This window comes from Propionivibrio sp., assembly GCF_049316945.1.
Lineage (GTDB): Bacteria > Pseudomonadota > Gammaproteobacteria > Burkholderiales > Rhodocyclaceae > Propionivibrio.
In genome coordinates this window covers 1-25,392 of the sequence record NZ_JBMOJE010000078.1, presented here as the reverse complement: position 1 = coordinate 25,392, position 25,392 = coordinate 1, and the positions used below count along the sequence as shown (strand labels likewise).

General features: G+C 56.3%; 18 protein-coding genes and 1 pseudogene. 4 read left to right on the top strand and 15 right to left on the bottom strand.

The features are described from left to right. The 8 genes and pseudogenes from ACOYNV_RS16910 to ACOYNV_RS16875 all read right to left on the bottom strand — a co-directional run. Positions 1 to 1,329: pseudogene (locus tag ACOYNV_RS16910) on the bottom strand (NAD(P)/FAD-dependent oxidoreductase); the annotation flags it as partial. 100 nt (positions 1,330 to 1,429) lie between these two features. Further along, the gene (locus tag ACOYNV_RS16905; RefSeq protein WP_422900968.1) at positions 1,430 to 2,407 is read right to left on the bottom strand and encodes an NADPH:quinone oxidoreductase family protein; all 978 of its coding nucleotides are present in this window, start codon (positions 2,405 to 2,407) and stop codon (positions 1,430 to 1,432) included. Between the two features lie 311 nt (positions 2,408 to 2,718). Then, positions 2,719 to 4,473, bottom strand: a complete 1,755-nt coding sequence (ccrA, locus tag ACOYNV_RS16900) for a crotonyl-CoA carboxylase/reductase (RefSeq protein WP_422900967.1) — start codon at positions 4,471 to 4,473, stop codon at positions 2,719 to 2,721. Positions 4,474 to 4,505: 32 nt separating this feature from the next. After that, positions 4,506 to 5,507 (bottom strand): ArgK/MeaB family GTPase, encoded by a 1,002-nt coding sequence (locus ACOYNV_RS16895; RefSeq protein ID WP_422900966.1) that lies wholly within the window; start codon positions 5,505 to 5,507, stop codon positions 4,506 to 4,508. A 7-nt stretch (positions 5,508 to 5,514) separates the two neighbouring features. Continuing rightward, positions 5,515 to 7,533: a protein meaA gene (locus ACOYNV_RS16890; protein ID WP_422900965.1), complete on the bottom strand. Its 2,019-nt coding sequence runs from the start codon at positions 7,531 to 7,533 to the stop codon at positions 5,515 to 5,517. Between the two features lie 2 nt (positions 7,534 to 7,535). Then, complete coding sequence (locus tag ACOYNV_RS16885) at positions 7,536 to 8,717, bottom strand: MaoC family dehydratase (RefSeq protein ID WP_422900964.1); 1,182 nt, start codon at positions 8,715 to 8,717, stop codon at positions 7,536 to 7,538. A 58-nt stretch (positions 8,718 to 8,775) separates the two neighbouring features. Continuing rightward, positions 8,776 to 10,452: an acyl-CoA dehydrogenase family protein gene (locus tag ACOYNV_RS16880; RefSeq protein ID WP_422900963.1), complete on the bottom strand. Its 1,677-nt coding sequence runs from the start codon at positions 10,450 to 10,452 to the stop codon at positions 8,776 to 8,778. Between the two features lie 32 nt (positions 10,453 to 10,484). Further along, on the bottom strand, positions 10,485 to 11,927 hold the full coding sequence (locus ACOYNV_RS16875) for a DUF6986 family protein (protein ID WP_422900962.1): 1,443 nt from the start codon (positions 11,925 to 11,927) through the stop codon (positions 10,485 to 10,487). A gap of 615 nt (positions 11,928 to 12,542) precedes the next feature. Here ACOYNV_RS16875 and ACOYNV_RS16870 point away from each other — a divergent pair. Then, complete coding sequence (locus tag ACOYNV_RS16870) at positions 12,543 to 13,322, top strand: enoyl-CoA hydratase/isomerase family protein (protein WP_422900961.1); 780 nt, start codon at positions 12,543 to 12,545, stop codon at positions 13,320 to 13,322. 143 nt (positions 13,323 to 13,465) lie between these two features. On the opposite strand, the gene ACOYNV_RS16865 is transcribed toward ACOYNV_RS16870, so the two are convergent. Next, positions 13,466 to 13,915, bottom strand: a complete 450-nt coding sequence (locus ACOYNV_RS16865; RefSeq protein WP_422900960.1) for a MaoC family dehydratase — start codon at positions 13,913 to 13,915, stop codon at positions 13,466 to 13,468. A 283-nt stretch (positions 13,916 to 14,198) separates the two neighbouring features. Here ACOYNV_RS16865 and ACOYNV_RS16860 point away from each other — a divergent pair, with 283 nt between their 5' ends. Next, a complete protein-coding gene (locus tag ACOYNV_RS16860; RefSeq protein WP_422900959.1) occupies positions 14,199 to 14,339 on the top strand; it encodes a hypothetical protein in 141 nt (46 codons plus the stop codon). 26 nt (positions 14,340 to 14,365) lie between these two features. Here ACOYNV_RS16860 and phaR read toward each other — a convergent pair whose 3' ends face one another. The 4 genes from phaR to ACOYNV_RS16840 all read right to left on the bottom strand — a co-directional run bounded on the left by phaR (position 14,366) and on the right by ACOYNV_RS16840 (position 19,806). Beyond that, positions 14,366 to 14,941, bottom strand: coding sequence for a polyhydroxyalkanoate synthesis repressor PhaR (phaR, locus tag ACOYNV_RS16855; protein ID WP_422900958.1), 576 nt, complete (start codon positions 14,939 to 14,941; stop codon positions 14,366 to 14,368). A gap of 133 nt (positions 14,942 to 15,074) precedes the next feature. Further along, entirely contained in the window at positions 15,075 to 15,818 is a 744-nt protein-coding gene (gene phbB / locus ACOYNV_RS16850) for an acetoacetyl-CoA reductase (RefSeq protein WP_422900957.1), read from the bottom strand. Positions 15,819 to 15,988: 170 nt separating this feature from the next. Then, entirely contained in the window at positions 15,989 to 17,716 is a 1,728-nt protein-coding gene (gene phaC, locus ACOYNV_RS16845) for a class I poly(R)-hydroxyalkanoic acid synthase (protein WP_422900956.1), read from the bottom strand. 179 nt (positions 17,717 to 17,895) lie between these two features. Further along, the gene (locus ACOYNV_RS16840) at positions 17,896 to 19,806 is read right to left on the bottom strand and encodes an SEC-C metal-binding domain-containing protein (protein ID WP_422900955.1); all 1,911 of its coding nucleotides are present in this window, start codon (positions 19,804 to 19,806) and stop codon (positions 17,896 to 17,898) included. 120 nt (positions 19,807 to 19,926) lie between these two features. On the opposite strand from ACOYNV_RS16840, the gene ACOYNV_RS16835 reads away from it, so the two are divergent. Beyond that, positions 19,927 to 20,700, top strand: coding sequence for an enoyl-CoA hydratase (locus ACOYNV_RS16835; RefSeq protein ID WP_422900954.1), 774 nt, complete (start codon positions 19,927 to 19,929; stop codon positions 20,698 to 20,700). A 22-nt stretch (positions 20,701 to 20,722) separates the two neighbouring features. Here the strand turns inward: ACOYNV_RS16835 and ACOYNV_RS16830 are convergent, their stop codons facing one another. Beyond that, positions 20,723 to 23,044 (bottom strand): acetate/propionate family kinase, encoded by a 2,322-nt coding sequence (locus ACOYNV_RS16830; protein WP_422900953.1) that lies wholly within the window; start codon positions 23,042 to 23,044, stop codon positions 20,723 to 20,725. 300 nt (positions 23,045 to 23,344) lie between these two features. Beyond that, positions 23,345 to 24,247 (bottom strand): DMT family transporter, encoded by a 903-nt coding sequence (locus tag ACOYNV_RS16825; RefSeq protein WP_422900952.1) that lies wholly within the window; start codon positions 24,245 to 24,247, stop codon positions 23,345 to 23,347. A 65-nt stretch (positions 24,248 to 24,312) separates the two neighbouring features. Between ACOYNV_RS16825 and dapC the strand changes: the two genes are divergently transcribed. Next, a partial coding sequence (gene dapC, locus ACOYNV_RS16820) for a succinyldiaminopimelate transaminase (RefSeq protein WP_422900951.1) occupies positions 24,313 to 25,392 on the top strand: 1,080 nt, incomplete at its 3' end.

The following is a 25,392-nucleotide window of genomic DNA, read 5'->3' as shown; positions in this document are numbered from 1 at the left end:
CTAATTTCCTATAAATACTGAATAAATACGGACTGGATCAGGAAGTCTGAGCTTGGTGTGATCGGCGGCGCTGTGGTGCAGCGTCCACGGTGCCTTGCCACGGAACAGGATCTGGTCGATGCCGAACATCAGGCTACCGAGATGCAGACCCTTGGCCATCCACGGCTTGAAGTTGCGCGCCTTGTGCAGTTCTGCAAACAGCCAGCTCTGGCGGAAGGCGTCAGGATAGGCTGACAGTTCATCACGGCTTCGTCCGGCAACCACCGCGTCGAAGCAGGCTTCCGCCGCCAGCGTGCCGGTCTTGATCGCGCAGTGCGAACCCTTGATGCGCGAAGCGTTGAGGAAACCGGCATCGTCGCCGATCAGCGCGCCGCCTGGGAATACCAGCTTGGGCAAGGATTGCAGACCACCGGCGGTGATCGCCCTGGCGCCGTAGGCAATGCGCTTGCCACCTTCAAGAAACACGCGCAGGGCCGGGTGCGTCTTGAGGCACTGAAACTCTTCGTAGGGCGACAGATAGGGGTTACTGTAGCCAAGGCCGGTGACGAAGCCGACGGCCACCAGGTTGTCTTCCATGTGGTACATGAAGCCGCCACCGTAGGTCTGGGCGTCGAGCGGCCAGCCGCCGGTATGGATGACCAGCCCGGCCTGATGCTTGTCCGGCTTGATTTCCCAGAGTTCCTTGAGGCCGATGCCGTACACCTGCGGGTCGGCGCCTGCGCGCAGATTGAATTTCTCTTCGAGTTGCTTGCCGAGCTGGCCGCGACAGCCTTCGGCAAACAGCGTGTATTTGGCGTGCAGTTCCATGCCGGGCTGGTAGGCCGGGCCCTGGCTGCCATCCTTGAGCAAACCCATGTCGCCGGTGGCGATGCCTTTGACCGAACCGTCGTCGTGGTAGAGCACCTCGGCGCCGGCAAATCCGGGGTAGATCTCGATGCCAAGCGCTTCAGCCTGCTGGCCGAACCAGCGGCAGAGATTGGCCAGACTGATGACGTAGTTGCCTTCGTTGTGGAAGCAGCCGGGCAACATCCAGCTCGGGATTTGCGCGCTGCCGCCTTCCTTGAGCATGAGGAAGCGGTCTTCGCTGACCGCTGCCTTGAGCGGTGCGCCGAGCGCCTGCCAGTCGGGAAAGAGTTCGGCCAGCGCGCGCGGGTCGAGTACGGCGCCGGAGAGGATATGGCCGCCGATTTCGGCAGCTTTCTCGATCAGGCAGACATTGATCTCGCCGCCCTTCTCGACCGCCAGTTGTTTCAAGCGGATCGCCGCAGCCAGCCCGGCCGGGCCGCCGCCGACGATCACGACATCGTATTCCATGGATTCTCGTTGCATTTTTTTCCTCGCGTGCGAAGTCGGTTGCCATCAATTCATGAGATGTTCGGAGTACGTTCCAATCCAGGCAAGACTTGATACGGTTATTAATTTCGGCATCTTATTCGGTAGTAATGACCACTTTACCAGTAGATTTTCGGCTCACAACCTGGTTGAGCGCTTCGACTGCCTGTTCCAGCGGATAGGTTGCCGAGACATGCGGCTTGATCGCGCCATCCAGATACCATTGAATCAGCGTCTGAAAACTTTCGGTCATCACCTTGGGATGCAATTCTGCATAAGCCGGCCAGTTAAGACCGATCACATCCACATTTTTGACCAGTAGATGATTCGCAGGAATCTGCGGTACCGTGCCGCCCGCGAAACCAATGATCAGGATGCGCCCTTCAAAGGCGATGCTGCGTAGCGAAGCAGTGAACAACTCACCTCCAACCGGATCGTAGATAACGTCCGCACCGCGACCATTGGTTAGTTCCTTGATGCGCGATCGCACTTCTTCATGGCTGGTATCAATCAGGTGATCGGCGCCGTTTGCGCGTGCTACTTCCAGTTTTGCCGGGCCGTTAGCCGTGGCGATGACCGTCGCCCCTAATTGCTTGCCTATTGCGACGGCGGTCAATCCGACGCCTCCGGATGCGCCATGCACCACCAGCGTCTCCCCGGTCCGCAACCGTGCCCGATGCCACAAGGCGACATGCGAGGTGCCGAACACCACGGGAAAGGCCGCGCCGTGTTCCCAAGTCATCGCCGCCGGCATCGGCACACAACAGTTGATGTTCGCGATGACCTGCTCGGCGTAGCCACCGTGCGGCGTGATGGCGATCACCCGATCTCCGATGGCGATCCCTTTCACGCCGACGCCCAGTTCCAGCACCTCGCCGGAAACTTCAAAGCCGGGACTGAAGGGCGGTTGCGGCTGCTTTTGATATTGGCCACGGGTGATCAGGCTATCGGCAAAATTTACCCCACAGGCCCGAACCCGGATACGCACCTGGCCGGGACCGGGGCGCGGTTCTGGAACCTCATCCAGACGTAATGCAGCAGGGCCGGTAAGTTCATGACAAACGATGGCTTGCATGGCAGGAAATTCTCCATCGATTAGCGTGAAAGTCGCGCTAGCGACTCTCGAATCTCCCCTCGCCCTCTGGGATAACCAGCGACTTGGCTGCCGTCTTTTGGCAGCTTAGTCGAATGGCTAGTAGTTTCATCAGAGGGGTCGGGGGTGAGGGAAACGGGCATGACTTTCATAATTTGGGGCTCCTTGCAAAGTCATGCCCGTTAGAAAAAAACCCTTCTCGGTCCCGAAGGATGAGAAGGGAGTTTTGCATTGCTCCCTCCCGAATAAGGAGGGATGGCGCGACGTGCCAGAGTGGTTTGATCGAGCGCTGATTAATCGCCGATGATCTTGCGCACCACGTCAGTCATGGAAATAACGCCGACCGGCTGATCCTTCTCGGTCACTACCAGGCGATGCATCCGGCGACCCGTCATCAGGCTGACCGCATCGCTCAACAGCATATCCGCATCGCAGGTTGCGCAGCCTGGGGTCATGATTTCCCTGGCCAGCATCAACCGCGCCTGATCCGACGTCCGGCCCTGGCGCGCCAGCACCATGTCGGTCTGCGACACGACGCCAGTGGCCTTGCCCTGCCCGTCCATGACTACCACCGCATGAATTTCATTTTCCACCATGATTTTGGCCACTGCTCCGACCGTGTCATCGGGAGTACAGGAAATGATGCCGCGATGCATCAAATCACGAACCTTGGTGCCATCGTCGGCGATGGTGAGCGCCTCGGCCTGCTCGATGCTGGGTAAGGGTTCGGACATCGGGTACGGATGGGGTGTGGTGTGCACATCGTCCTTGGGCAGCGTTGGATGCACCATGGCCACGGACGGCTTGCCGCTGGCGCCCAGACCGAACTCGGTGGCGCCAATCAGTACTGACATGTTGCCGTGTGGGTGTTTGTTGTCGTGCATCAATAGATGGGCATCCGGCAGTTGATCGTAGGTAAACGCCCGTGACATGCAGGGATCGAGTTGGCCACTCAGCGCCAGTTCGTTCATCTGGTTGCATTGCACGGAATTGGCGAAATGCGAGCCTTGCAGGCGCTTCTGCCGCATCCACAGGTAACGCAGATCGACCGTAGCGTTGTAGCCGGAGGTGCCGGCACAGATGACGACCATGCCGCCGGTTTCGCAAACGAAAATTGAACTCGGGACGGTGCTTTCGCCCGGATGCTCGAAGACCAGGTTCGGCGCGCGCTTCTCACCCAGCACTTCCCAGATCTTCGAGCCGAAGGAGCGCACGCCCTTCAGCCACTTGGCATAGCCGGCATTGTCCTTCCAGTGCGGCAGCATGCCCCAGTGATCGAAATCATTGCGATTGATGCAACCCTTCGCGCCCAGCTTCATGCAGTAATCAAACTTGTCTTCGCCTGAGACCATGGCCACGGAGGTCGCGCCGGCCGCCTTGACAATCTGGATCGCCATCGAGCCCAAGCCGCCTGCGCCGCCCCAAATCAAGGCCACGTCGTCTTTTTTAATGGAACTGGCTCCCCAGCCATGCAGCATCCGCCAGGCTGTCGCTGCAACCAGCGCATAGGCAGCGGATTCTTCCCAGTTCATGTGCTTGGGCTTGGGCATGCACTGCTGGCCCTGCACTCGGGTGAATTGGGCAAAACTGCCGAAATTGGTTTCGTACCCCCATATCTTGAACGACGGCGAATACATCGGATCGCCACCCTTCTTGACCCACTCGCAATTGCGATTGTAAGTGCCGCAATGCATCACCACTTCGTCACCCACTTTGACGTTGGTCACGTCTTTGCCGACCTTATAGACGATCCCGGACGCATCGCTGCCGCCGATATGGAAGTCTTCCGGCTCACCACCCTTGTTGCGGGCGCCGATGACATTGACAGGAATACCCAATGCCGCCCAAACGTTGTTGTAATTGATGCCCGCCGCCATCACGTAAACGAGAACTTCGTCATCGGCGATGGACGGGGTATTCACCACTTCCTTCTGAAACGCCTCCATTGGCTTGCCAAAGCGCTCCGCGCGGATCAACCACGCGTGCATTTTTTCAGGAACTTCGCCCAGGGGAGGCATATCGCCTATTTCATATAACTGCTTACTCATCAGGATGCTCCTTCTTTGGTTGGACTACACGATCAATCTGACGTTGACTTGAATCTGGAAATAATATGCTGTCGCATGCTCTCGTATTCTTCGAACTGGCCGGATCGATTTTCGCTCAGGCGTTTGCCAATAACGGCCAGGCCACCGGCCAGATCCAGCCCGAAAGTTCCGAATTCCTCTTTCAACAAGCGCATGACCCAGGCGCTGTGATGGCGGGCGCGCAGTTTGCCCAGCAAACTCGCATTGACGAGAAAGCTGCGGTGCCGGTCGATATGATCCTGGAACTGCTTGATCCCGGTATTCATCGTCGCGCTCACCAGACACACCGGGTAATCCCAATCCTCCCGGCGATCCTGGCGCGGGGCGCTACGGCCAATCTCGGCAGCCGTCTTGCGTGCCGGGGCGCCAAGGTCGGACTTGTTGACCACGAAAACGTCCGGTATCTCGATAATTCCGGACTTCAGATACTGGATGGCATCGCCTGAGGCCGGTTGTGCCACATAACAGACGGTGTCGGCGATCTCGGCAATGTCGATTTCGGTCTGGCCGACACCGACCGTCTCGATCACGACGATGTCAAAGCAGGCGAGCATCAGCCAGCTCATCGGCCAAACCTCGGTTGCCACACCGCCCATTTGATTGCGATTGGCCAGCGAGCGGATGAACAAACCGTCGTCATGAGACGGACTCTTGATGCGAATACGATCACCCAGCAAGGCGCCACCGCCCAGTTCAGGGCGACTGGACGGATCCACCGCCAGCACCCCGACGGTCCTGCCCGAGAGGCGCCATTCCCGAATCATCGCGCAAACCAGCGAAGACTTCCCGGCACCGGGAGGTCCTGTTATCCCTATCAGGTGGCCGTCATTCAGCCATTGCTCGCCGGAAAGCGACGCCAGCAGCCTTGCCGAGCAGGTACGCGCGGCGGCCAGTTTGTTATCCAGCAGGTTCAAGCCGCTGGCAACCGCCGCCCGCTCCCCGCGCCGAATCCGCAGAGCCAACTGCTCGGGATCGGGAAGGTTCGCTAGAGTCATTTATCCGTCACTGCAGCAAGCCAAACCGTTCGAGCCCGTTGCAATCGCGGATCACGTCCACCATGTCGGCCATGATGGTATTCAGATTGAAATCCTTGGGCGTGTAGACTGCACGCACGCCCAGCGCCGCGAGTTTTTCGGCATCCTCCTGCGGGATGATCCCACCGGCAATCACCGGCACATTCGCCAGATCGCGCAAGCGCAGCTCCTCCAGAACGGATTCCACCAGCACCATGTGGCTTCCCGAGAGTATCGACAGGCCCACCATATGCACCCCTTCTTCCTGGGCTGCCTGGGCAATCAGTTGCGGAGTCAGCCGGATACCGTCGTAGACAACCTCGAAGCCGACATCCCGGGCCTTGACAGCAATCTGTTCCGCGCCATTGGAATGCCCGTCCAGCCCCGGTTTGCCGATCAACAGTTTCAGGGGACGGCCCAGTGCCAAACCCGTGCTGGCAACTCGTGCCCTGATCTCGGTTACCTGATCCTTCTTGCCAAGGACGACGCGGCTGTCGATGGCAATGTCGATGCCTGTCGGCGGCCTGAACTCGCCAAAAACCGCGCGCAAGGAATCGCCCCATTCCCCGGTAGTGACGCCCGCCAAGGCACAGCGAATCGAACTCGGCATGATGTTCTCGTCACTTTTTGCGGCATCGGTGAGCCCCTGCAGTGCGGCGCGAACTTCGGCGTTGTCACGGTTTTTCCGATGTGCCTGAAGTCGTTCGATTTGCTCACGCTCGGCTGCCGGATCGGATTTCATGATGCCGCCATCGATGCCCAGGGTCAGCGGCGATTGAGCGGTTTCCTGGAAGCAGTTGACACCGATTATTTTCAGATCGCCCGACTCGATGGCACGCAACCGGTTCATATGGCTGCCGACCAGTTCCCGCTTGATGTAGCCGGACTCGATCGCGGCAATGATCCCGCCCTGAGCCTCTACATTTTCGATCTCCCTCCTGGCTCCCTCAATCAGTTCGCTGACCTTGGCGGCAATGACTGGCGACCCATCCAGAATATCGCCGTACTCAAGAAGATCGGTTTCGAGTGCCATCACCTGCTGTATCCGCAATGCCCATTGCTGATCCCAGGGGCGCGGCAAGCCAAGGGCCTCATTCCAGGCCGGGAGCTGGATGGCGCGGGCGCGAGCGCCTTTGGAAAGCACCACGGACAACATTTCCAGAACGATTCGCTGTACGTTGTTTTCCGGCTGCGCCTCGGTTAGCCCCAGGGAGTTAACCTGGACACCATAACGGAAGCGGCGCAGCTTCGGATCTTCAACCTTGTATCGGTTGAGAGTCAGTTCGTCCCACATTTCGCCGAATGCCCTCAGCTTGCAACATTCTTCAACGAAGCGTATGCCGGCGTTGACGAAGAACGAGATTCGTTCAACGACCTGGGGGAACTCATCAGGCTTTATCTCACCGGAAGCCTTGACCCGGTCCAGTACCGCCATCGCGGCGCAGAGAGCATAGGCCAGTTCCTGAACCGGGGTGGCTCCTGCTTCCTGCAAATGGTAGCTACAGATATTGGTCGGATTCCACTTTGGCACATGCTTGACGGTGTAGTTGATCGTATCGGCGATCAAGCGCATCGACGGACCTGGCGGATAGATGTAGGTGCCGCGCGAGAGATATTCCTTGATGATGTCGTTCTGGGTAGTGCCGCTCAGCATCTTCGGATCGATGCCACGCCGTTGCGCCAGGCCGATGTACAGCGCCAGCAGCCATGGCGCCGTGGCATTGATGGTCATCGCCGTGTTCATTTTATCGAGCGGAATCTGGTCGAACAGCTGATCCATGTCCTCGATATGCGATACGGGCACTCCGACCTTGCCTACCTCACCCCTGGCCAAAGGATTGTCGGCATCGTAGCCGGTCTGCGTCGGCAGATCGAAAGCCACCGATAAACCCGTCTGGCCTTTGGCAAGGTTGGTCAGATAAAGCGCATTGGACGCTTTGGCCGAACTGTGACCGCTATAGGTCCGCATCAACCACGTATGATCCTTTTTTTTCTGGCCGGCAACCATGTTTATCCCCTTTTCCTGATCAAAAGACGTCTTTCAATCTCAAAAATCTTCTCATCGATCTTTTCCTTGCCCATGTCTTTTTTATCGTTTTCCTTGATGAACAAGTCCTCGCCATGTTTGGCCAAGGCGTTGGCCGCACTGATGTTCTTCACTCCAATGAGCTGAAAACTCACGATGCCGAACTTCTTGCCCAGTTCGCCCGGCGCCTCTTCGGCAGCCAGTACGCGCGACAGGGCGGCAACGGTGTCGCCAGCAATCGCTGGCTGGGTGTGATAGCCCTCGGTGAAGCCGAGTTCCCAGACGCTGTTCTCGCTGACATCGCGACTGGCCAGTCCTTCCAGCCAGGCAAACACCAGTCCGCCATAGACGATGGGATCGCCGCTCATCTTCCCCGACAAGCCGGAACTGAAGACTCGATCAAAATGCAGCGGATGCGTATTGCCCACCGCATAGGTCAGCGACAGATGCTCGTCGGTGATCGTTCTGCCATTGGAATGAACGATGATGTCGCCGACCGAAAAGTCCTCGAAATAGGAATTCGGGCCAGTCAAACCCGAAGCTAGCTGCGCCGGGAAGTCAGGCAGAAAGACCTCGGCATCATCAACCCAAGGGAAAGCCGGCATCAACGCCGACGGTGGCAACGGAGTGGTTGATGGGCGGTCTCCTTGACCGCCGACCATGATTTTCCGCTGGTATTGCAGAACGACTTCATCGTTCTGATTGATGCCCAGAGTCCGGATGGTAACGATTCCCGGTTTGCCGGCACCGCGCTCCTTGCGATCGATGACCTTTGTCAAAGAGCGGATGGTATCCAGCGCATAAACCGGCCGCAAATACTGGGCATCGTAATAACCGAGGTTGGCCATCGCCTTTTCGGAATCGTTCTGTACGCCCAGTGAGAGAACGACGTTGAAGACCATTTGCGGCGACGCGACCAGACCGAGGAATCCCATCGCTCTGGCGTACTGCTCATTGAGGTAAAGCGGATTGCATTGCAGGTAGGTGCGGGCGAAACCCTCCATCTGGGCAGCGAGGAAAGTAAAACCACGGGGATGAACAAACACCTGCCCCGGCACGAACTCCTCCAGATAGCGTCCATAATGCGGATAGCGGACTTTTTCCAAGTCCACCGTCACCTTCTCGGCCAGCTCGGCCTGTGCTTGAAACCGGATTGCTTGCGACATGGAATATTCCTTTTGGCGTGGCTATCTGTTGGGCTGTGTCGGGGCGAGTCTGGATTACCTACAAAGCATCGATGAGCGAGCGTGCGATGACTTTCAGAGCCAGAGTCTCCTCGGCCCCTTCGAAGATCGACAGTACTCGGGCATCGAGGAAATAACGGCTGACTGAACACTCCTCGGCATAGCCCATGCCGCCATGAATCTGCATCGCCTCGCGGGTGAGCCACTCGGCCGTCCGGCAGGTGAACAGCTTGACCATGCTGGCTTCCATCTGCCCCAGGCCTTGATCCATCAAACCACCGACGGCGTAGGTAAACTGGCGGGAAACGGTCAACAGCGTCGCCATGCGAGCCAGTTTGACGAGCGTGAGTTGATATTCGCCGATGGGTTTGCCGAACGTCTTCCGCTCCTGGGAATAGGAAACAGCCCGTTCGAATGCGGCTTGCATGACGCCGATAGCCCGTGCGGCCGTTTGAATACGCCCACCGGCAAATCCGGCCATGGTGAAGTAGAAGCCCTTGCCTTCGCCCTCCGGCCCACCCACCAGATTTTCGTCCGGGACAAATACATGGTCGAAGAAAAGCTCGTAGGAATGCATTCCGCGATAGCCAATGGTCGCAATAGCCCGCCCCGTGAGCATGCCGCCTTGTGGCTGACGATATTCGAAATCGTGCCCGTCATACGATTCCTTTTCGACCAGGAACATGCTCAGTCCCTTGTGGCCGAGCGAGCGGTCGGGATTGGAGCGGGCCAGAACCAGTAGAAGCCCGGCCTTGCCGGCCATGGTGCACCAGGTCTTGGCGCCGTCGAGTTTCCAGCCGCCATCGCACTTGGTCGCCTTGAGTCGCATCGCCGCAACATCGGAGCCAGTATCCGGTTCGGTGACGGCAATGGCACACAAGGGCTGGCCCATGGCAACCTGGGGCAACCACTTCTGCCTCTGCTCTTCTGTTCCACCTTTGAGCAGGGCTCGGCTGAGGATTTCCGGTCGTGTAATCAGGCTGCCTGCCCCGCCAAGCGAGGCGCGCGAAAGCTCCTCGGTGACCACGATCATCCCCATATTATCTTCATGGTCGTCACTCTGGATGCCACCGTAGCGCTCGGGGATCGACAGACCAAAGCAGCCCATTTCGGTCAGCGGATCGAGAATCTCCTGCGGAATGATGCGGTCTTGCCGATGAATCTCCTCCGCCAGTGGCATCACCACATTCGTTGCCAGCTTACGGAATGAATCCTGCATCATTGTCGCATCGTGGCTGAGCATGTAGTCACCGCTGGCGCCATTCAAGGCAACGACCTGCCTGCCCAGGGCTTCCAGATTGCCTGCATCCAGTTGGTTCTGGCAGAAATCGGTGAGTGAGGGAGCAGTAAAAACCGCCAAGTCCTCATTCTTCAGACCGTAATTCTGCGGACGCGCGCGCAAACGATTGTGAATGTTCTGCAACGCCTCGGCGCAAAAAACCAGGGCCATCCGCTCTTCCAGGCAGATGCGATCGCCCACCTGAGCGGAGGCGGCCACCTTGCTGGCATATTCCTCGGCAAAACGTGCGGCGGTGCATTCGGCGGCACACCAGCTCAAATCAAAGCTGGCCATTTGATGTTCGTCGAGTTTGTCGCTCGAAACCCCCTTGCCGCCGATGCATTGCTGCTTTATCCAGTTCAGTGATTTCTTGATCAGCGCATCGGCCGATTCAAGATACTGCAACGGTTCCTGCATCCTGCTGATGATCTTACTCATTGTTACTCCCTTTATTAATGGCTGATCGGCGGTTATTTGTGGGTCCGATTATTGACGATGCGAACAAACGAACGGGAGCGCAATTCCTCCAGTGTGATTCCCGTCGCCAGCACTTCCTGCTCGTTGATCGCGCCGCACGCCATGCCGCGCAGGAAGAAATTGAGCAACCCCTGACCCGTCGCGGCATCGTCGAAGGTATTACCCACCAGCGTCGCCTGAGCCGCCTTGTTAAGGAATGCATTCAGCCGCAACGAGGCGTCCTGTAGACCGCTAAGGAAGAATGCATCCATGGCCGCATAGCGCACCGGCAACTGCCCCGGATTCAAATCCCAGCCCTGGTAGTAGCCGTGACGTAGCGAATGCATGATGTTGTCGTAGTGAAGCTTCCATGCGCCATGAACCACGGCACGGTTTTCGTCCATCTGCTGGGCCGTCAACACAGTGTCCTTGGCGGCCTTGTGCGGTCCGATCGGCATGCTGGTAGTCGCACCGTCGCTGATGGTGATGCCGGTTCCGGCCAAACTGACTTGCAATACATGGCGAGCAAAATCGCAGGCAGGATGGGTGTGAGTTTGATGCGCGGCCGTGATATTGCAGGAGGCGGTGTAATCGTAGGTTCCGAAAATGGCTGAACGGCAACGTCCGTCGGCAGCAAAAACCAGCAGCGGAACGGTGTTTTCCCCTTTGTGATTGATGATCGACTGGGTGGTCTCGATCATCACTTCCATTTTTAAGGAATCCTTTGGAAAACCCAGTTTGGCTTCGAGATTCGCCAGGATTTTCACGAAGGTGGAAACCTGGGTCGGTGTGGTGACCTTGGGCAGGGTAACGATAAAATTTTGTGGAAGTTTGCCGCCGGTCTTTTCGGCCAGGCGAGTCAGGAAAATGTCCAGCGTGCGAATCGAGCGAACCTTGCACTCGTCGGAGAAGGTCTTCACCCGAATACCGATAAACGGCGACAGCAGGTTTTCACTCATGCCTTTGGCAACTTCGTCCGCAGCCGAGGCGGCATGGCCATCTTCCTCAGCGTCGGGACGATTGCCGTAGCCATCCTCGAAATCGATCCGATTGTCCTCGATTGGCTCGCTCTGAAGTTTTTTTACAACCCGGTTATAGACCGTGTAAGCCAGCCAGGCCGCCTGTTTGGTCTCGCGCACCTGCTCGGGATTCGCTTCCAGGGCGCGGGTCAGACTCGCCAACTCGACAGGGTTGGTCGGCAGGGTGTCAGCACGCGGCAAGCCCAGCGCGCGGGCGAATACACTGTAGCTGGGCGCATAGGTTTCAAGCGTCTTCAGCGCAACTTCACCCAATTTGGCGGAGAACCCGGCCTTGAACAGATTGGCGCCCCCGTAAACCGTATGGACTGGCTGCCTTTCGAAAGAATCCGCCGGATAATCTGCCTTGAAAGCCGCATTGGAATCGTGCAACTCGCTGCAATAGGCATTCATTTCTTCAGGGGTCAGCGTGAGCTTCATGTGTTGCCTCCGTAATCGTTGCTAAAAAAAGATATTCATCAATATTTGCAAGAATTTCACCGAAGTGGGTGGGCTTTCCATCGACTAACACGAAGCAAAGCAACACGGGCACTGGGCAAGGTTGCAGTGTGACGAGCCGTCTTTGAAAGACATCCTTCCGGAGAAAGAAACCAATCGAGTTTTGTTAGATAAAAAACGATGCCGGAGGGGAGCATAAATACCACCGCAATCCAGCCGAACCCAGATACAAAAATTTATTTTATCGCTTGATGAAGATGTTCTGCAACATGAAAAGAGCACAAAATATCTATTGTGCGATATCCATCTCAGATACTTCCAAAAAGCGAACTAAAGACCCCAGGAACTGTCTTAAGCGCCTTTGTTCTGAAAACGGATGGGCAGCTTGCAATTATGAATTCTGGCTCAATGACTCGCCAGCCACATCAAACTGCGGTTTCCAGGATAATCACTGGATTCGCATCAGCTAGGGAAACGGCGCCGTTGCGGTAGTTCGGAACGGCTTAGCGCTGTTGTCCGCCGTCGCTGCGGAGGGCAGCATCCTTTTTGCGCGCGAACTTCACTTCCGCTAAATGTATCCATGAAAGACACATACCGATGACCATTGCCACCGTACATTGCGAACGTACAGACCCTATCGCTACGGTCACGCTCTCCAACCCGGGCAAGCTCAATGCCCTTAACGCCCCGATGTGGAGGGAACTGAGGCAGATCATGCTGCAGCTTGCGGGAGAATCCGACATTCGTTGCGTGATCCTGCGCGGTGCAGGCGAGGTTTTCGCCGCTGGCGGTGACATCGAGGAACTGCGTGAAGCCCGTGCCACGGTTGACAGCGCACTGGCCTATCACGAGGCGGTTGGGCAAGTATTGCAAGCTGTCCAGCAACTTCCCCAACCAACCATAGCGGCGATTCAGGGGCCTTGTGCCGGAGCCGGGCTGGAAATCGCCTGTGCCTGTGATCTGCGGATTGCAGGACAATCAGCCCGTTTCGGCGCACCGGTAATGAAGCTCGGATTTTCCATGTACCCCGGTGAACTGGCTGGCTTGCTGGCTCTCGCCGGTCCGGCGCTAACCAGGGAGATACTGCTTGAGGGCCGATTACTGACAGCCTCCGATGCACTAAGCAAGGGACTCCTGACGCGTGTGGTGCCTGACGCCGACGTTCACAACGAAGCCATTGCAACGGCGCAGCACATCGCAACTGGTGCACCGCTGGTCGCAAGATGGCACAAGCAGTGGATTGCCCGGATGATGGATCCTGCGCCACTCAGTGAAGTCGAAAAGCGAGCCTCCTTTGCGTTTATCGACAGCACCGACTATGCGGAAGGGTTAACAGCCTTTCTCGAAAAACGCCTGCCGCAATTTAGCGGACACTGATTTCTTACGGGCGTTCACTGAAACTGCCCGCGGTAGTCGATCAACGACCGCGGGCAGAATATCGAATGCCGGAGCCAAGGAGCAAAATCGGCTGGCGTGGAACGGGTCGCCGAATCTGACTCCGAATCTGACTCCGAATCTGACTATTTACCGGCCGCTTCGCGTTTTCGGCTTGAGGTTGCCAACATCGTTGCTTCTCCATCGATAACCACCGTGTCACCTACGGTGCACACGGTTTCGAGCACTACCCTGCTCTTTTCCAGGATAACTTCTTTGACTGTCACCTTGGCATGCACAGTGTCGCCGGGACGCACCGGCGCGCGAAAGCGCAAGGACTGATTCATGTAGATTGTGCCCGGCCCAGGCAAACGATTGCCCAGCACTGCTGAAATAAGGCTGGCTGACAACATGCCGTGCGCGATGCGGCCACCAAACATCGTCGTCTTCGCAAAGTCTTCATCCATATGAACCGCATTGACGTCCGTGGACACGCCGGCAAACAAGACGAGGTCCGCATCAGTAATGGTCTTGGCGGTTTCTGCGCTCATGCCAACAGACAAGTCTTCAATGTCGTAACCGTTTTGGGGATTCATGAAATGCCTTTCTTGGTGATTGTCAGCGCGGGTATGCCGCGCCCAGGGTAAGCGGCGCATGTTATGGCCTGCGCCGCGGATTTTCTTGGGCTTTCCGGGAATGCTTAACTTGGTACGCCGCAAGGATATGAATTTCAATTAGACAAGAAAAAGTATCCTTGATATTGACATCTAGGTCAAATGAATAACTTTTTTCCGATTGATACGATAATCAGGGGGTTGCGTCATTGCTGCATGAAAGTTAGATGCATTTCTACTCCATGGGTTCAAGAAATGAATAGAAATGCCTACAACAAACGCTTATGCCGAGACTGAAATCCTGATTAACATTGAAATCAAGCAGCATTCAATTACCTCATTGCACTACCCGAGGGAAACGAAGCCGACTTTGGGCGACTGGCTGGAATCAGCGCTCGCCGCGTAATCTTTCAAAAAACCGGATCAGCCAACCTACTTATCCGTTTTGTATGGCTTTTTCACATCTTCGGTGGTGAAACCTGGAACCTGTATACCGGAAAACATGTTCAGGGTCTGACTCTTTAGCTGATCCTTCATCTGATGAACCATCTTCTTGCTCTGATCCATGTAGGTGGACATCATCGTCTGCATGGCAGGCCCCTGAAAGTTCATGAACTGGGACCACATATCGCTTTGTACCTGGTTGCTGTTGTCACCATAAAGCGAATGTGACTGCTCCTGAAGCTTCATCTGGAACTCGGAAAACGACTTGATGTTCGTTTCCAGATATTTCCCCAGCATTCCCTCCATGGCATGGCCGTAGAAGCGAATCATTTGCGACAGAAGCTCAGTGGTAAACAGCGGAATGCCGGCAGTTTCCTCTTCGATAATGATTTGCAGCAGGATGCTGCGCGTCAGATCTTCACCGGTTTTAGCATCCACGACTTTGAAGTTCTCGAGGGAAAGTACGAGGCCTTTAACATCGCTCAAGGTGATATAGGCACTTGTTTTAGTGTCGTACAGACGGCGATTCGGGTATTTCTTGACCAGTCGCAACGACTCAGACATGCAGACCACTCCATTGGAAATCAGACAAAGCACGCTCTTCAAGGCGCGTTAATGTTGCAGAGCACAATTATACATCAGAAAAAAAGGCAGTCTCTTCAACAGAGACTGCCTTGTTTCTTACTTTGTAAAACGCTTACTGGTAATACAAACCACCATTGATGTTCATGGTTGCACCGGTCATGAAAGCGGCAAGATCGGAAGCCAGGTAAGCGCAGGCCCCGCCGATTTCTTCCGGCTTGGCCAGGCGCTTCATCGGCACACCGTCAATGATGCTCTGCAGAACTTCCGGCTTGATGGCCATGACCATCTTGGTTGCCACATAGCCGGGAGCGATGACATTGACCGTCACCCCCTTGGCTGCCAGCTCGGCTGCCAGCGCTTTGGAGAAACCGATTACCCCCGCCTTGGCAGCGGAGTAATTGGTTTGGCCGGCTTGGCCCTTGACACCATTGAGCGAGGAAATGTTGATGATGCGGCCCCAGCCACGCTCGGCCATCTTGCTGGAAACCTGCTTGGTCATATTGAAGAGACTGGTCAGGTTGGTAGCAATCACAGCATCCCACTGGCCCAGTTCCATCTTTGCAAACATGCGGTCACGGGTAATCCCTGCGTTGTTCACCAGAATATCGATTGGACCAGCCTTGGCTTCGGCCTCGGCAACCATGGACGCGCACGAGTCAAAACTCGAAATATCACCAGCGACACAGATTAAATCCTTGAAACCGGCTGCAGCCATTTCCTTGGTCCACTCATCCGGCTTGTCGAACTCCGGATGGTAGGCAGCAACTACCTTGTGCCCAGCCTTGGAGAGTTCCTGACAAATTGCGGTACCGAGACCGCCCATCGCGCCTGTAACCAGAGCAACACGTTGCGTCATGTTATTTCCTTTCGTTTGTAAACCAATGAAATAGCTGAAAAAAGTTTCTGCCGGTCAGTAGAAAAATACTGGCCTGCGTTGATATAACGGGTACAACTCTTTGGTTTCTTGTCTCCTACTTTTTTGTAGCACACACAATAAACACCACCTTTGTGGATGGCGATTAAAACTCAGCATTTTTCTTTTACGTAACGCCCCGGCGCCGGTTCAATGAGCTTGTATTGCGCATTACCAGGTTTTTTTCGCGCAACCCGCTCACCATCAGCATAGTTTTTCAGCCATTTAGTCCAGTCGTGCCACCAACTTCCCTTGTTTTCTTGCGCACCCGTCAGCCAGTCATCCGCACTACTCTGCGGGCTGTCATTTAGCCAATAGCTGCGTCTATTCTTACTCGCCGGGTTGATCACCCCGGCGATGTGTCCACTTGCACCGAGGACAAAACGCGAATCTCCACCCAGCAGTTGCGTACTGAGAAACGAGGTTTTCCAGGGCACGATGTGATCTTCACTCGTCGCCAGAATGTAGTTTGGTGCCAGTACGCGCCCCAGATCGACCTTCACGCCACACATTTCAAGTTTGTTCGGTACGCGAAGACCATTCTCAAGATAAAGACTACGCAGATACCAGCAGGCGAAAGCCCCGGGCAAATTGGTACTGTCCGAATTCCAGTAAAGCAGATCAAAAGCCTGCGGCTTGTGTCCTTTGAGGTAGTTACTGGCGAAATAGTTCCAGACAAGATCATTGGCGCGCAGCATCGAGAAGACGCTCGATAGCTCGCTTCCCTTCAGCAGGCCGCCCTGGCCTATCGTCGCTTCCCGTTCTGCCACCGACTGTTCGTCGATGAACAGGCCAAGTTCGCCGGTCTCAGAATAATCAAGCAAGGTGGTCAGCAGCGTCAGACTGGCCACCTTGTCTTCACCACGAGCAGCGAGCACGGCCATTGCGCTGGTCAGGATCGTTCCGCCAACACACCAGCCCAGCACATTCACCTGATCGACCTTGCAGATCTCACGCACTATGTCGATGGCGGTAATTGGTCCGCCCTCCAGATAATCGTGCCAAGTCAGGTGCCCTTGCTCAGCCTTGGGATTACGCCAGGAAACAAGAAAGACCGTATTGCCTTGCTCCACTGCATAACGGACAAAGGAATTCTCTGGCTGCAGATCGAGGATATAGAACTTGTTGATACACGGCGGGACAATCAGCAACGGTCGCCTGGCCACCTTGGGTGTCGTCGGGGCGTACTGGATCAACTGGATGAATTCATTCTCGAAAATCACGGCGCCGGGGGTCGTTGCCAGATTCCTGCCAATTTCAAATGCCGACTCGTCGGTAATGGATACGCGACCTTTACCGTAATCATTGATCAGGTTATTGATGCCGTCGGTAATGCTCTGCCCCTTCGTATCGAGGGCACGCCGAATGAACTCCGGGTTGGTCGCTGCGAAGTTGGCTGGTGACAACGCGTCAATAAACTGACGAGCCAGAAAACGGGCGCGGTCCTTTGACTTGTCCTCGCTGGCCGGGAATAGCTCAACCAATTGGCGGATAAAATCCGAATTGAGCAGATAGGATTGCCGGACATAATCAAAAATCGGACTGCTCTGCCATTCGGGTGAAGAAAAACGACGGTCACCCGGTTCAACCTCGACCACTGGCACGGGCGGATCGTTTTTCCCGCGCATCAACATCGAATTCCACAGGCTTTGCTGCTGATCCAGAAAACTCTTCTGCAACTTCGCCAACTGATCCGGATCCGGGGGCTCAAGGGACGGTCCCGACACGCCGGAGGCACCAGGCTGAGTATTGAGAAAATTCATGAGACCCTGCATCAGGGTCTGACCGACCTGAACCATATCCTGCATCGAAGGTGCGAAAGAATTTGACGGCGCTGCCATATGTTTTACTCGCGTAGACCAGAATGCTGAACGGGAACATTCGACGAAATATCAATTTTTTATTTTGCACTGCAACATAAGCACTGTCAAATACTTGCTGTAGCTATCCGATTGCGGAATGGATATTGGCGCCATTTAAAGAAGGAGGTTACGTTCGCCAAATTCGTTCTTTGGCAAATTCAAAATTTGGCCACTTTCTGCAACCAGTCCAGCGCGCCCGTTTGCAACCACAAGGGGAACCAGTCCATCCGGTAGTACCAGGCTTCGTCGTCACCGCCGACGGTGACTGACTCGAAATCCAGATCGGGCATGGCTGTGCTGGGGTTGAGCAGTGCGCCCAGGAATTTTGGTCGCTGCTTACGCGCTACGGCTAGCGCCGTAGCGGCTTCTTCGAGGCGACCGAGTTGGTGCAAGGCCAGTACGCGTGCGTAAGGCATTGCCCCCAAACTATCGTCAGGGTAACGATCGCACAAGGCCAGCGCATCGGAGGCTCGGTCGCTTGCGATCAACCGTCGTGCCAGCGACTCACGCAGGCCCTGGTTGTCGTTTGGGTTGAGTGTACATACCAGCCATTCAAGCAGGCGTAACTCCTCGTCGAGATCGACCAGCGTGTTGATGTAACTATCCAGCAGACGCAATGCCGGTCGATTTTCAATCCAGCCCCACTCCAGCCGGCAACCTTGCGCCTTGTTGCCGGAAATAACGGCCTCCAGCAACGAAAAGGCGTGATCAAGTAACTGCTTCTCCATATCGACATACGTATCTTCAGATGCATTGACCATCGGCGTTTCGTCGATGAATGCGGCAACGTCGTCAAGAATCGCAAAGCTCTGCCAGGCCAGCGGATTCTCTGTCAGCCATGAAATCCATCCGGTGTTTTCCCAGGGGTTTTGTTCGTCATACTCGTCAATGGTGTCGTTCTCGAAAACGACCTGCCATTGCTGCTCCAGCGCTGCCAGATACTGATCCGCTTCAAGCCCTCCGGCATCGCCATGCGCGGGGTGAAGTTTGTAGTGACATACCGGCTCAGGCAGGGTTTCCAGCATGCCGACCAGTGGCATCATCCATTCGAAGTCATCATCGTCCAGAAAATCCTCTTCATCATCCTCATCGTAGTCATCGAATACTTCGCTTCGAATCATCGCCAGTACGGCATCGGGGTCTTCACTCATCTGGCGCAAGAAATCCATCAGCGGATCGTCGGCAGGGACGTGGCCTTGTCGCCCCAGACGCGACAGCCAGTAAAGCGCGCGTTCTTTCGCACGCTCAGTCCTCCCCTCGCTGGCCAGCATGATCGTTTCCAGGTGCGCGAGCGACGGGTTGTCGGGTTGCAGGTGTTCGGCCTTGGCAAACAGTTTCCACGCGGCGGACCAGTCGCCGGCATCCGAATAGATCGTGCAACGGCGATGCATCGCTGCGCAGCGGAGTGTCGGGTCGCTGGCTTCCATCACTCGCTCGACCAGCTGAATACGCTGCTCGGGCATCCCAAGTTGCAAGTAGGCATCGCCTAGAATGTCAAACGCGGCTTCATGGCGGGCATCAAGCTTTTTCACCTGGCTCAGCAACGGAACCAGCAGGAAGGTGACTTCGTCGGAATTCCCCTCTTCTATCCACTGCTCGGCAACGAAGGCCAGTTCTTCGGGTGACATATGGTCGAAAGGCAGCTTTTCGTAGGCGGAAGTAGGCAAGTCTTCCAGCACATATTTGAGCAGGCTCAAACCTTGCGGATCGAATGGCAGCACGCCTTCCAGCCGGGCGCAGCATTGTTTGAATTTCCGCCCGGAACCGCACTGGCAAGGCTCATTACGTTCCTGCTTGGGCAAGGGGAGCGGACGAAATCCGTGATCGGGTCGCGGAACACGTTTCCATATTTCGCGGAACAGCATATAGCAGCGCGCACGTTGCGCATCGGCGTCGTTTGATTCGGCAAGTGCGTTCATCTTCGGCGCAAGCGTTGGAAAGGCTTCGCTGAAGCGCACCAAGGCCGTCGAAAAATCAGTCGTACTGCAAGCGATGCGCGTACCTTCGCACAAAATGGCGTTGATCTCATCAATACCATCGGAACTGAATTCAATATCATCTGCCTGCATGTTTTTCGTCCTTGTTTTACGATGTTTTATCCTATTTGTTTAGCCTACCATGACAAAACAGCTTCCGGCAAACCCGCCGACGCTGAAAATTTAACCAATTTTGCACTTTGGAGAACAGACATGACCCAGATTGTACTGACCGAAATCCACGGCAAGGTCGGCCTGATCCGCATCAATCGTCCTGAAGCGATGAACGCGCTGAACAACGAAGTCGTCGACGGCATTGGCGCCGCCATCAATGCCTTCGAAGCCGACGAAACCATCGGCTGCATAGTCATTACGGGAAACGAAAAGGCCTTTGCTGCCGGAGCCGACATCGGTTTCATGAAGGATTTCGACTACATGCAGGCTTACAAAACCGACTTCATCACCCGCAACTGGGAGCGCATCAAAACCACGCGCAAGCCGGTGATTGCGGCCGTGGCGGGTTTTGCCCTGGGTGGCGGCTGCGAACTGGCGATGATGTGCGACATGATTTTTGCCGCCGATAATGCCAAGTTCGGCCAACCGGAAATCCGTCTGGGCACCCTGCCCGGCGCCGGAGGAACGCAACGTCTGCCGCGCGCCGTGGGCAAGGCCAAGGCCATGGACCTATGCCTGACCGCGCGCCTGATGGATGCGATAGAAGCCGAACAAGCTGGTCTGGTAGCACGGGTAATTCCAGCCGATCAGCTGCTTGAGGAAACACTGAAAGCGGCGGCGACCATTTCAGGCTACTCGTTGCCGTTGGTCATGATGATCAAGGAATCAATCAATCGCGCCTTCGAATCCTCGCTCAACGAAGGCCTGCTCTTCGAGCGCCGTGTTTTCCATTCCAGCTTCGCCCTGGAAGACCAGAAGGAAGGCATGTCCGCCTTCGTCGAAAAGCGCAAGCCGACTTTCAAGAACCGCTAGATCACAAAATAAAGCCCGTCAATCACCGCCGGTTCTGGATTCCCTCGATGAAACCCAGCATACCGGTGCTGATGTTGGCCGCATTGCCTTCATCGGTGTCGATGTGCATGGCCAACTGGTAACTGGGGTTGATCCTGACCACCACGTCGCCGTAGATCAATTCTCTTTTTCCGGCAACACGGACGCGCACAACGTACTTGTCGCGCACCCGGAAGCGCATCGCGTCCTCGGGCGTCATGTGGATGTGGCGCTGGGCGCAAATCACGCCACGCTCGAGGGTGGAACTGCCGACCGGGCCTTCGAGGGTAATTCCCGGCGTGTTGGCGAGGTCGCCCGATTCGCGGATCGGCGGTTGAATGCCAACCTTGAACTGCTCGGTCATGGCGATTTCCACCTGGGTTTCCTTACGCGTCGGGCCGAGCACGCGGACGTTGGCAATGCGCCCCTTCGGTCCGACCAGATGCACTTTTTCCTCGCAGGCGAATTGCCCCGGCTGCGACAACTCATGTTCGGGTGTCAACTGATGACCGACACCGAATAGTTTTTCTACGTCGGCCTGCGACAGATGGACGTGGTGCGCCGAAATTTCGATCGGAATCGGCGCCTGCCCCTCGTCCTTGAGCGACAGGATGATCTGATTGCGCTCGATGGCGCGCAAGGCTTCCCAGGCCACCAGACGGTCATCGTCACTGGCTACGACGAGGATGGTTACCGGCGAATCTTCAGCCGAAATAATGGCATGCGAGTTGACCGAACTCAGGTTGCGGTTCTTCTCCTCGTCGAGCTTGATGCCCATGTAGCCGAGGCTCTGGCAGGCCAGGCTACGCACCGTCGGACTGCTTTCGCCGATGCCGCCGGTAAAGGCCAGGACATCGATGCCGCCCATGGCCGCCACATAGGCGCCTATATTCTTGCGTATCTGGTAACAGAAGGCCTTGTGCGCCAGCAGGGCGCGATGATGCCCCTCGTTGGCGGCGGCCTCGATTTCGCGAATGTCGCTGGAAATGCCCGAAATGCCTTTCAAGCCGCTTTCGCTGTTGATCATCCGTAACAGCGCATCGGGTTGCATCTGGTAGTGCTGCATCAGATGCACCATGACCGCCGGGTCGATGCTGCCAGCCCGACTGGACATTATCAGACCGTCAGCCGGTGTCATGCCCATGCTGGTGTCGACCGATCGACCGTGGTCAATGGCGCATATCGACGCGCCGATTCCAAGGTGACAGGAGATGATTTCCATCTCGCCGACGGAGCGCTTGAGCACGTCGGCCGCTTTCAGCGAAACATAGCGATGCGAGGTGCCGTGAAAACCATAGCGACGAATTCCCTCTTTTTTGTACAGATCGTAGGGAAGACCGTAGAGATAGGCGTAGGGCGGCAGAGTCTGGTGAAAGGCGGTGTCGAACACAGCCACATGGGGAACCGAGGGATACTGCTTGAGCGCCTCACGTATCCCCTCAAGATTGATCGGATTATGCAGCGGCGCGAACACCGACAAAGCTTCGATGTCGGCAATCACCGCCGGTGTAATCACCGCTGAACTGGAGAACTTGGAACCGCCATGAACCACACGATGGCCCACGGCAATAATTTCGGCGGCGTCGAACGCAGCGCTATCACCCAGTTGCTGAACCGCTTCCTGCATGACCTTGAAAAAATCGGCGAGAGGGAAAGGAGTTCGCTCCAGGGTTTTCACCCTGATACCCTGACGCACTGTAATACGCGTCACCGCACTGTCTGCCGTATCGAAGATGCCTCGCACCTCGGCCGCTTCATCGCGGGTGTCGTAGATGCCGAAACGGATCTGGCTCAGACCCACGTTGAGTGCCAGAATCTTGCCCGGGGTATCGGTTTTCAGGCTCAGCAAGTAGGGATCGGATGAGCGAGCTTCCGCCCGAGCTTGCAGTGTATTGAGGTCCACCGCCAATGCCCGGGTGCGCTCGGCCAACAGCCTTGAGAGGTAGGTGATGGCTTTCGGATTGACGAGAATCCGGGTATTGAATACCTCCTGGGGGATCAGCAGGACAAAACAGCGATTCCCCGCGATCACGTCGGCAATCGTACGATCCCCGGTCAGCAGCGACATTTCGCCGAAGACATCGCCGGCCTCAAGCTGGCTGATTACAGTCCGGCCGCCGGTTGCGTCAGCGACGGAAACCTCCGCATGACCGCTCACCAGGACGCCGATAAAGCGTCCCTCTTCACCGCACTCGAAAATGGCCTCGTTGCCCTCAAAGGTTCTCAACTCGGAGGAAGAAACAATTTCACCCACTTTGTCGGCAGAGAAGCTTTCGAACAGGCGCACCTGCTCAAGAAAAAATCGACTCAGATCTGTATCGCTCATGTTGCCCCTCTTTTATTTTCAATTATCGAGAAGATTATCATTTTGGTGCGTTGCAGCAAAGCCCCGGCTGAAGTCCATCTCTTGCGAAGGATATAACGATGACAGACACCGATCTATTTCGGGAAAATACGGGAGAACGGTCGGAAATCGCCTGACTCAGTCACCGCCCTGCAAGGCCCGTAAAATGGCGATCTACAAGATCATGCCCGGGAAGGCGCATGGACATTGGTTCTCAGGGCACTGTTTTCAAACCCCGCTTATTTACTGCCTCCCAAGCCATTCTTGACGAATTCTGGCGGATCAGCTTTCCATCTTCGCCGAAAAAAAACTGGCCGCAACGATCATCGCGCCGCCCACCCAATCGCGCAGGCCGAGCGCTTCGTCGGCAAGAAACCAGGCGGCCAGTGCGGCAAAGCCTATTTCCGAAAGCATGATCACAATTGCCCGGTTGGCGGCGACACGCGCAAGACCATACTGAACGACAAAATTGACCACCACCAGCACGAAGCCGATCAGACCGAGCAGCAGCCAGGCTGAAGGTGCGGCAGGCAATTGCAACTGGCCGATTCCGCAAAGCATGAGCAGACCACCGATCAGCATCGTTCCGGAGAAGGCCACCATCGACTTGATTTCGATGCTTACGCGCTGCGCCTTCAGGGAAAGCACATTCAGCAGTGCGAACGAGAAACCCGCCCCCAAGCCGAGCCAGTCGGCGCCATCCTTTGGCACCGGCAGACCAATCCGCGGATGCCAGAGCATGGTTGCCGCGCCGGCCAAAGACAGCGCTATGACGAAAACACCAGCGCGGTTTAGCCGTTCGCCGAGCAGCAAACGCGAGAGCAGTACGGTCCATAGTGGCGCCAGATAGAACAGCAGCAGCACGCGAACCACCTCGCCGTTCAAGGTGGCAAGAACATAGCCGAGGTTGCAGCCGCCCGACGCCAACGCCAGCCAGAACAGCGTCCATGATGGCGAGAAACCACCCAACGCGCGCCTGAAAAAGACCAGGCCGAAGACAAAGGCCACGCTGTAGGTCAGCGTCGAAGCCGCAACGCCGTCGATTCCGGCATCGCGCAGAATGCGGTAGGGATACCAGATCAGGCCCCAGACCAGCGCACCGGTAAGCAGCGAGAGGATGGCCGCACGCTTCTCGCGTATCACTTCCCCCTGCCCTCCTTCTGCCGCGCTTCCTTTTGCCGTCAAGCGATGCCCCTTATCAAGCGATGCCCCTTATAATCATTGATCCAATACAGCTCAGTACTCACAACGTGAATCCAGACCTCGCCAAGCTTCATCCCTACCCGTTTGAAAAATTACGCCAGCTCTTTACCGGCGTTACGCCGAACCCGAAGCTGCGCGAAATCAAACTTTCGATCGGCGAGCCACAACACGAAACGCCGGCCTTCATCAAGGATGCGCTGACGGCCGGACTCGGCGGCCTGTCGAACTATCCTACCACGCTCGGGGTGCCCGCCTTGCGGAGCGCCATCGCTGACTGGATGGAGCGGCGCTACGGCCTCGTCAGCATCGATCCGGAGACGCAGGTGATTCCGGTCAATGGCTCGCGCGAAGCGCTCTTTGCCTTTACGCAAACGGTTGTTGACCCTTCGAGGGGTTACGTACCGCTGGTCGTCAGCCCCAATCCCTTCTACCAGATATATGAAGGTGCTGCTTACCTCGCCGGTGCCGATCTGCGTTTTCTCAACACGCTGCCGGAAAATGACTTTGCCTTCGACTACGACTCGCTGAGCGATGAGGAATGGCACCGCGTACAACTCTTTTTTGTCTGTTCACCCGGCAACCCGACCGGCAAGGTGCTCGATCTCGACGACTGGAAGAAGCTCTTCGCACTTTCCGACAAATACGGTTTCATCATCGCCTCCGACGAGTGCTACTCGGAAATCTTCTTTGACGAAGCGAAACCGCCACTCGGCGGCCTGGAAGCCGCCAAATTACTCGGGCGCAACTACGACCGGCTGGTAATGTTCTCCAGCCTGTCCAAACGTTCCAACGTACCGGGCATGCGCTCCGGCTTCGTGGCAGGGGATGCGGCCATCCTCAAGCAGTTCCTGCTCTACCGTACCTACCACGGCTGCGCGATGAGTCCGGTCGTGCAATCGGCCAGCATTGCCGCCTGGAAAGACGAAGCGCATGTCGTCGAAAACCGTCGCCAATACCGGGAAAAGTTCGACGCCGTGACGCCGCTTCTCAGCGGTGTTTTGGATACAGCGATGCCCGATGCCAGTTTCTACCTGTGGGCGCGCGTTGATCAGCGCATTGGTCACCGGGTTGATCACCGGGTTGATCACCGGGTTGATCACCGGGTTGATCACCGGGTTGATCACCGG

Bases quoted from the DNA above. Each gene is read 5' to 3' on its own strand.
- ACOYNV_RS16905 (WP_422900968.1), bottom strand. From the start codon at position 2,407: ATGCAAGCCATCGTTTGTCATGAACTTACCGGCCCTGCTGCATTACGT.
- ccrA (WP_422900967.1), bottom strand. From the start codon at position 4,473: ATGAGTAAGCAGTTATATGAAATAGGCGATATGCCTCCCCTGGGCGAA.
- ACOYNV_RS16895 (WP_422900966.1), bottom strand. From the start codon at position 5,507: ATGACTCTAGCGAACCTTCCCGATCCCGAGCAGTTGGCTCTGCGGATT.
- ACOYNV_RS16890 (WP_422900965.1), bottom strand. From the start codon at position 7,533: ATGGTTGCCGGCCAGAAAAAAAAGGATCATACGTGGTTGATGCGGACC.
- ACOYNV_RS16885 (WP_422900964.1), bottom strand. From the start codon at position 8,717: ATGTCGCAAGCAATCCGGTTTCAAGCACAGGCCGAGCTGGCCGAGAAG.
- ACOYNV_RS16880 (WP_422900963.1), bottom strand. From the start codon at position 10,452: ATGAGTAAGATCATCAGCAGGATGCAGGAACCGTTGCAGTATCTTGAA.
- ACOYNV_RS16875 (WP_422900962.1), bottom strand. From the start codon at position 11,927: ATGAAGCTCACGCTGACCCCTGAAGAAATGAATGCCTATTGCAGCGAG.
- ACOYNV_RS16870 (WP_422900961.1), top strand. From the start codon at position 12,543: ATGACCATTGCCACCGTACATTGCGAACGTACAGACCCTATCGCTACG.
- ACOYNV_RS16865 (WP_422900960.1), bottom strand. From the start codon at position 13,915: ATGAATCCCCAAAACGGTTACGACATTGAAGACTTGTCTGTTGGCATG.
- ACOYNV_RS16860 (WP_422900959.1), top strand. From the start codon at position 14,199: ATGCCTACAACAAACGCTTATGCCGAGACTGAAATCCTGATTAACATT.
- phaR (WP_422900958.1), bottom strand. From the start codon at position 14,941: ATGTCTGAGTCGTTGCGACTGGTCAAGAAATACCCGAATCGCCGTCTG.
- phbB (WP_422900957.1), bottom strand. From the start codon at position 15,818: ATGACGCAACGTGTTGCTCTGGTTACAGGCGCGATGGGCGGTCTCGGT.
- phaC (WP_422900956.1), bottom strand. From the start codon at position 17,716: ATGGCAGCGCCGTCAAATTCTTTCGCACCTTCGATGCAGGATATGGTT.
- ACOYNV_RS16840 (WP_422900955.1), bottom strand. From the start codon at position 19,806: ATGCAGGCAGATGATATTGAATTCAGTTCCGATGGTATTGATGAGATC.
- ACOYNV_RS16835 (WP_422900954.1), top strand. From the start codon at position 19,927: ATGACCCAGATTGTACTGACCGAAATCCACGGCAAGGTCGGCCTGATC.
- ACOYNV_RS16830 (WP_422900953.1), bottom strand. From the start codon at position 23,044: ATGAGCGATACAGATCTGAGTCGATTTTTTCTTGAGCAGGTGCGCCTG.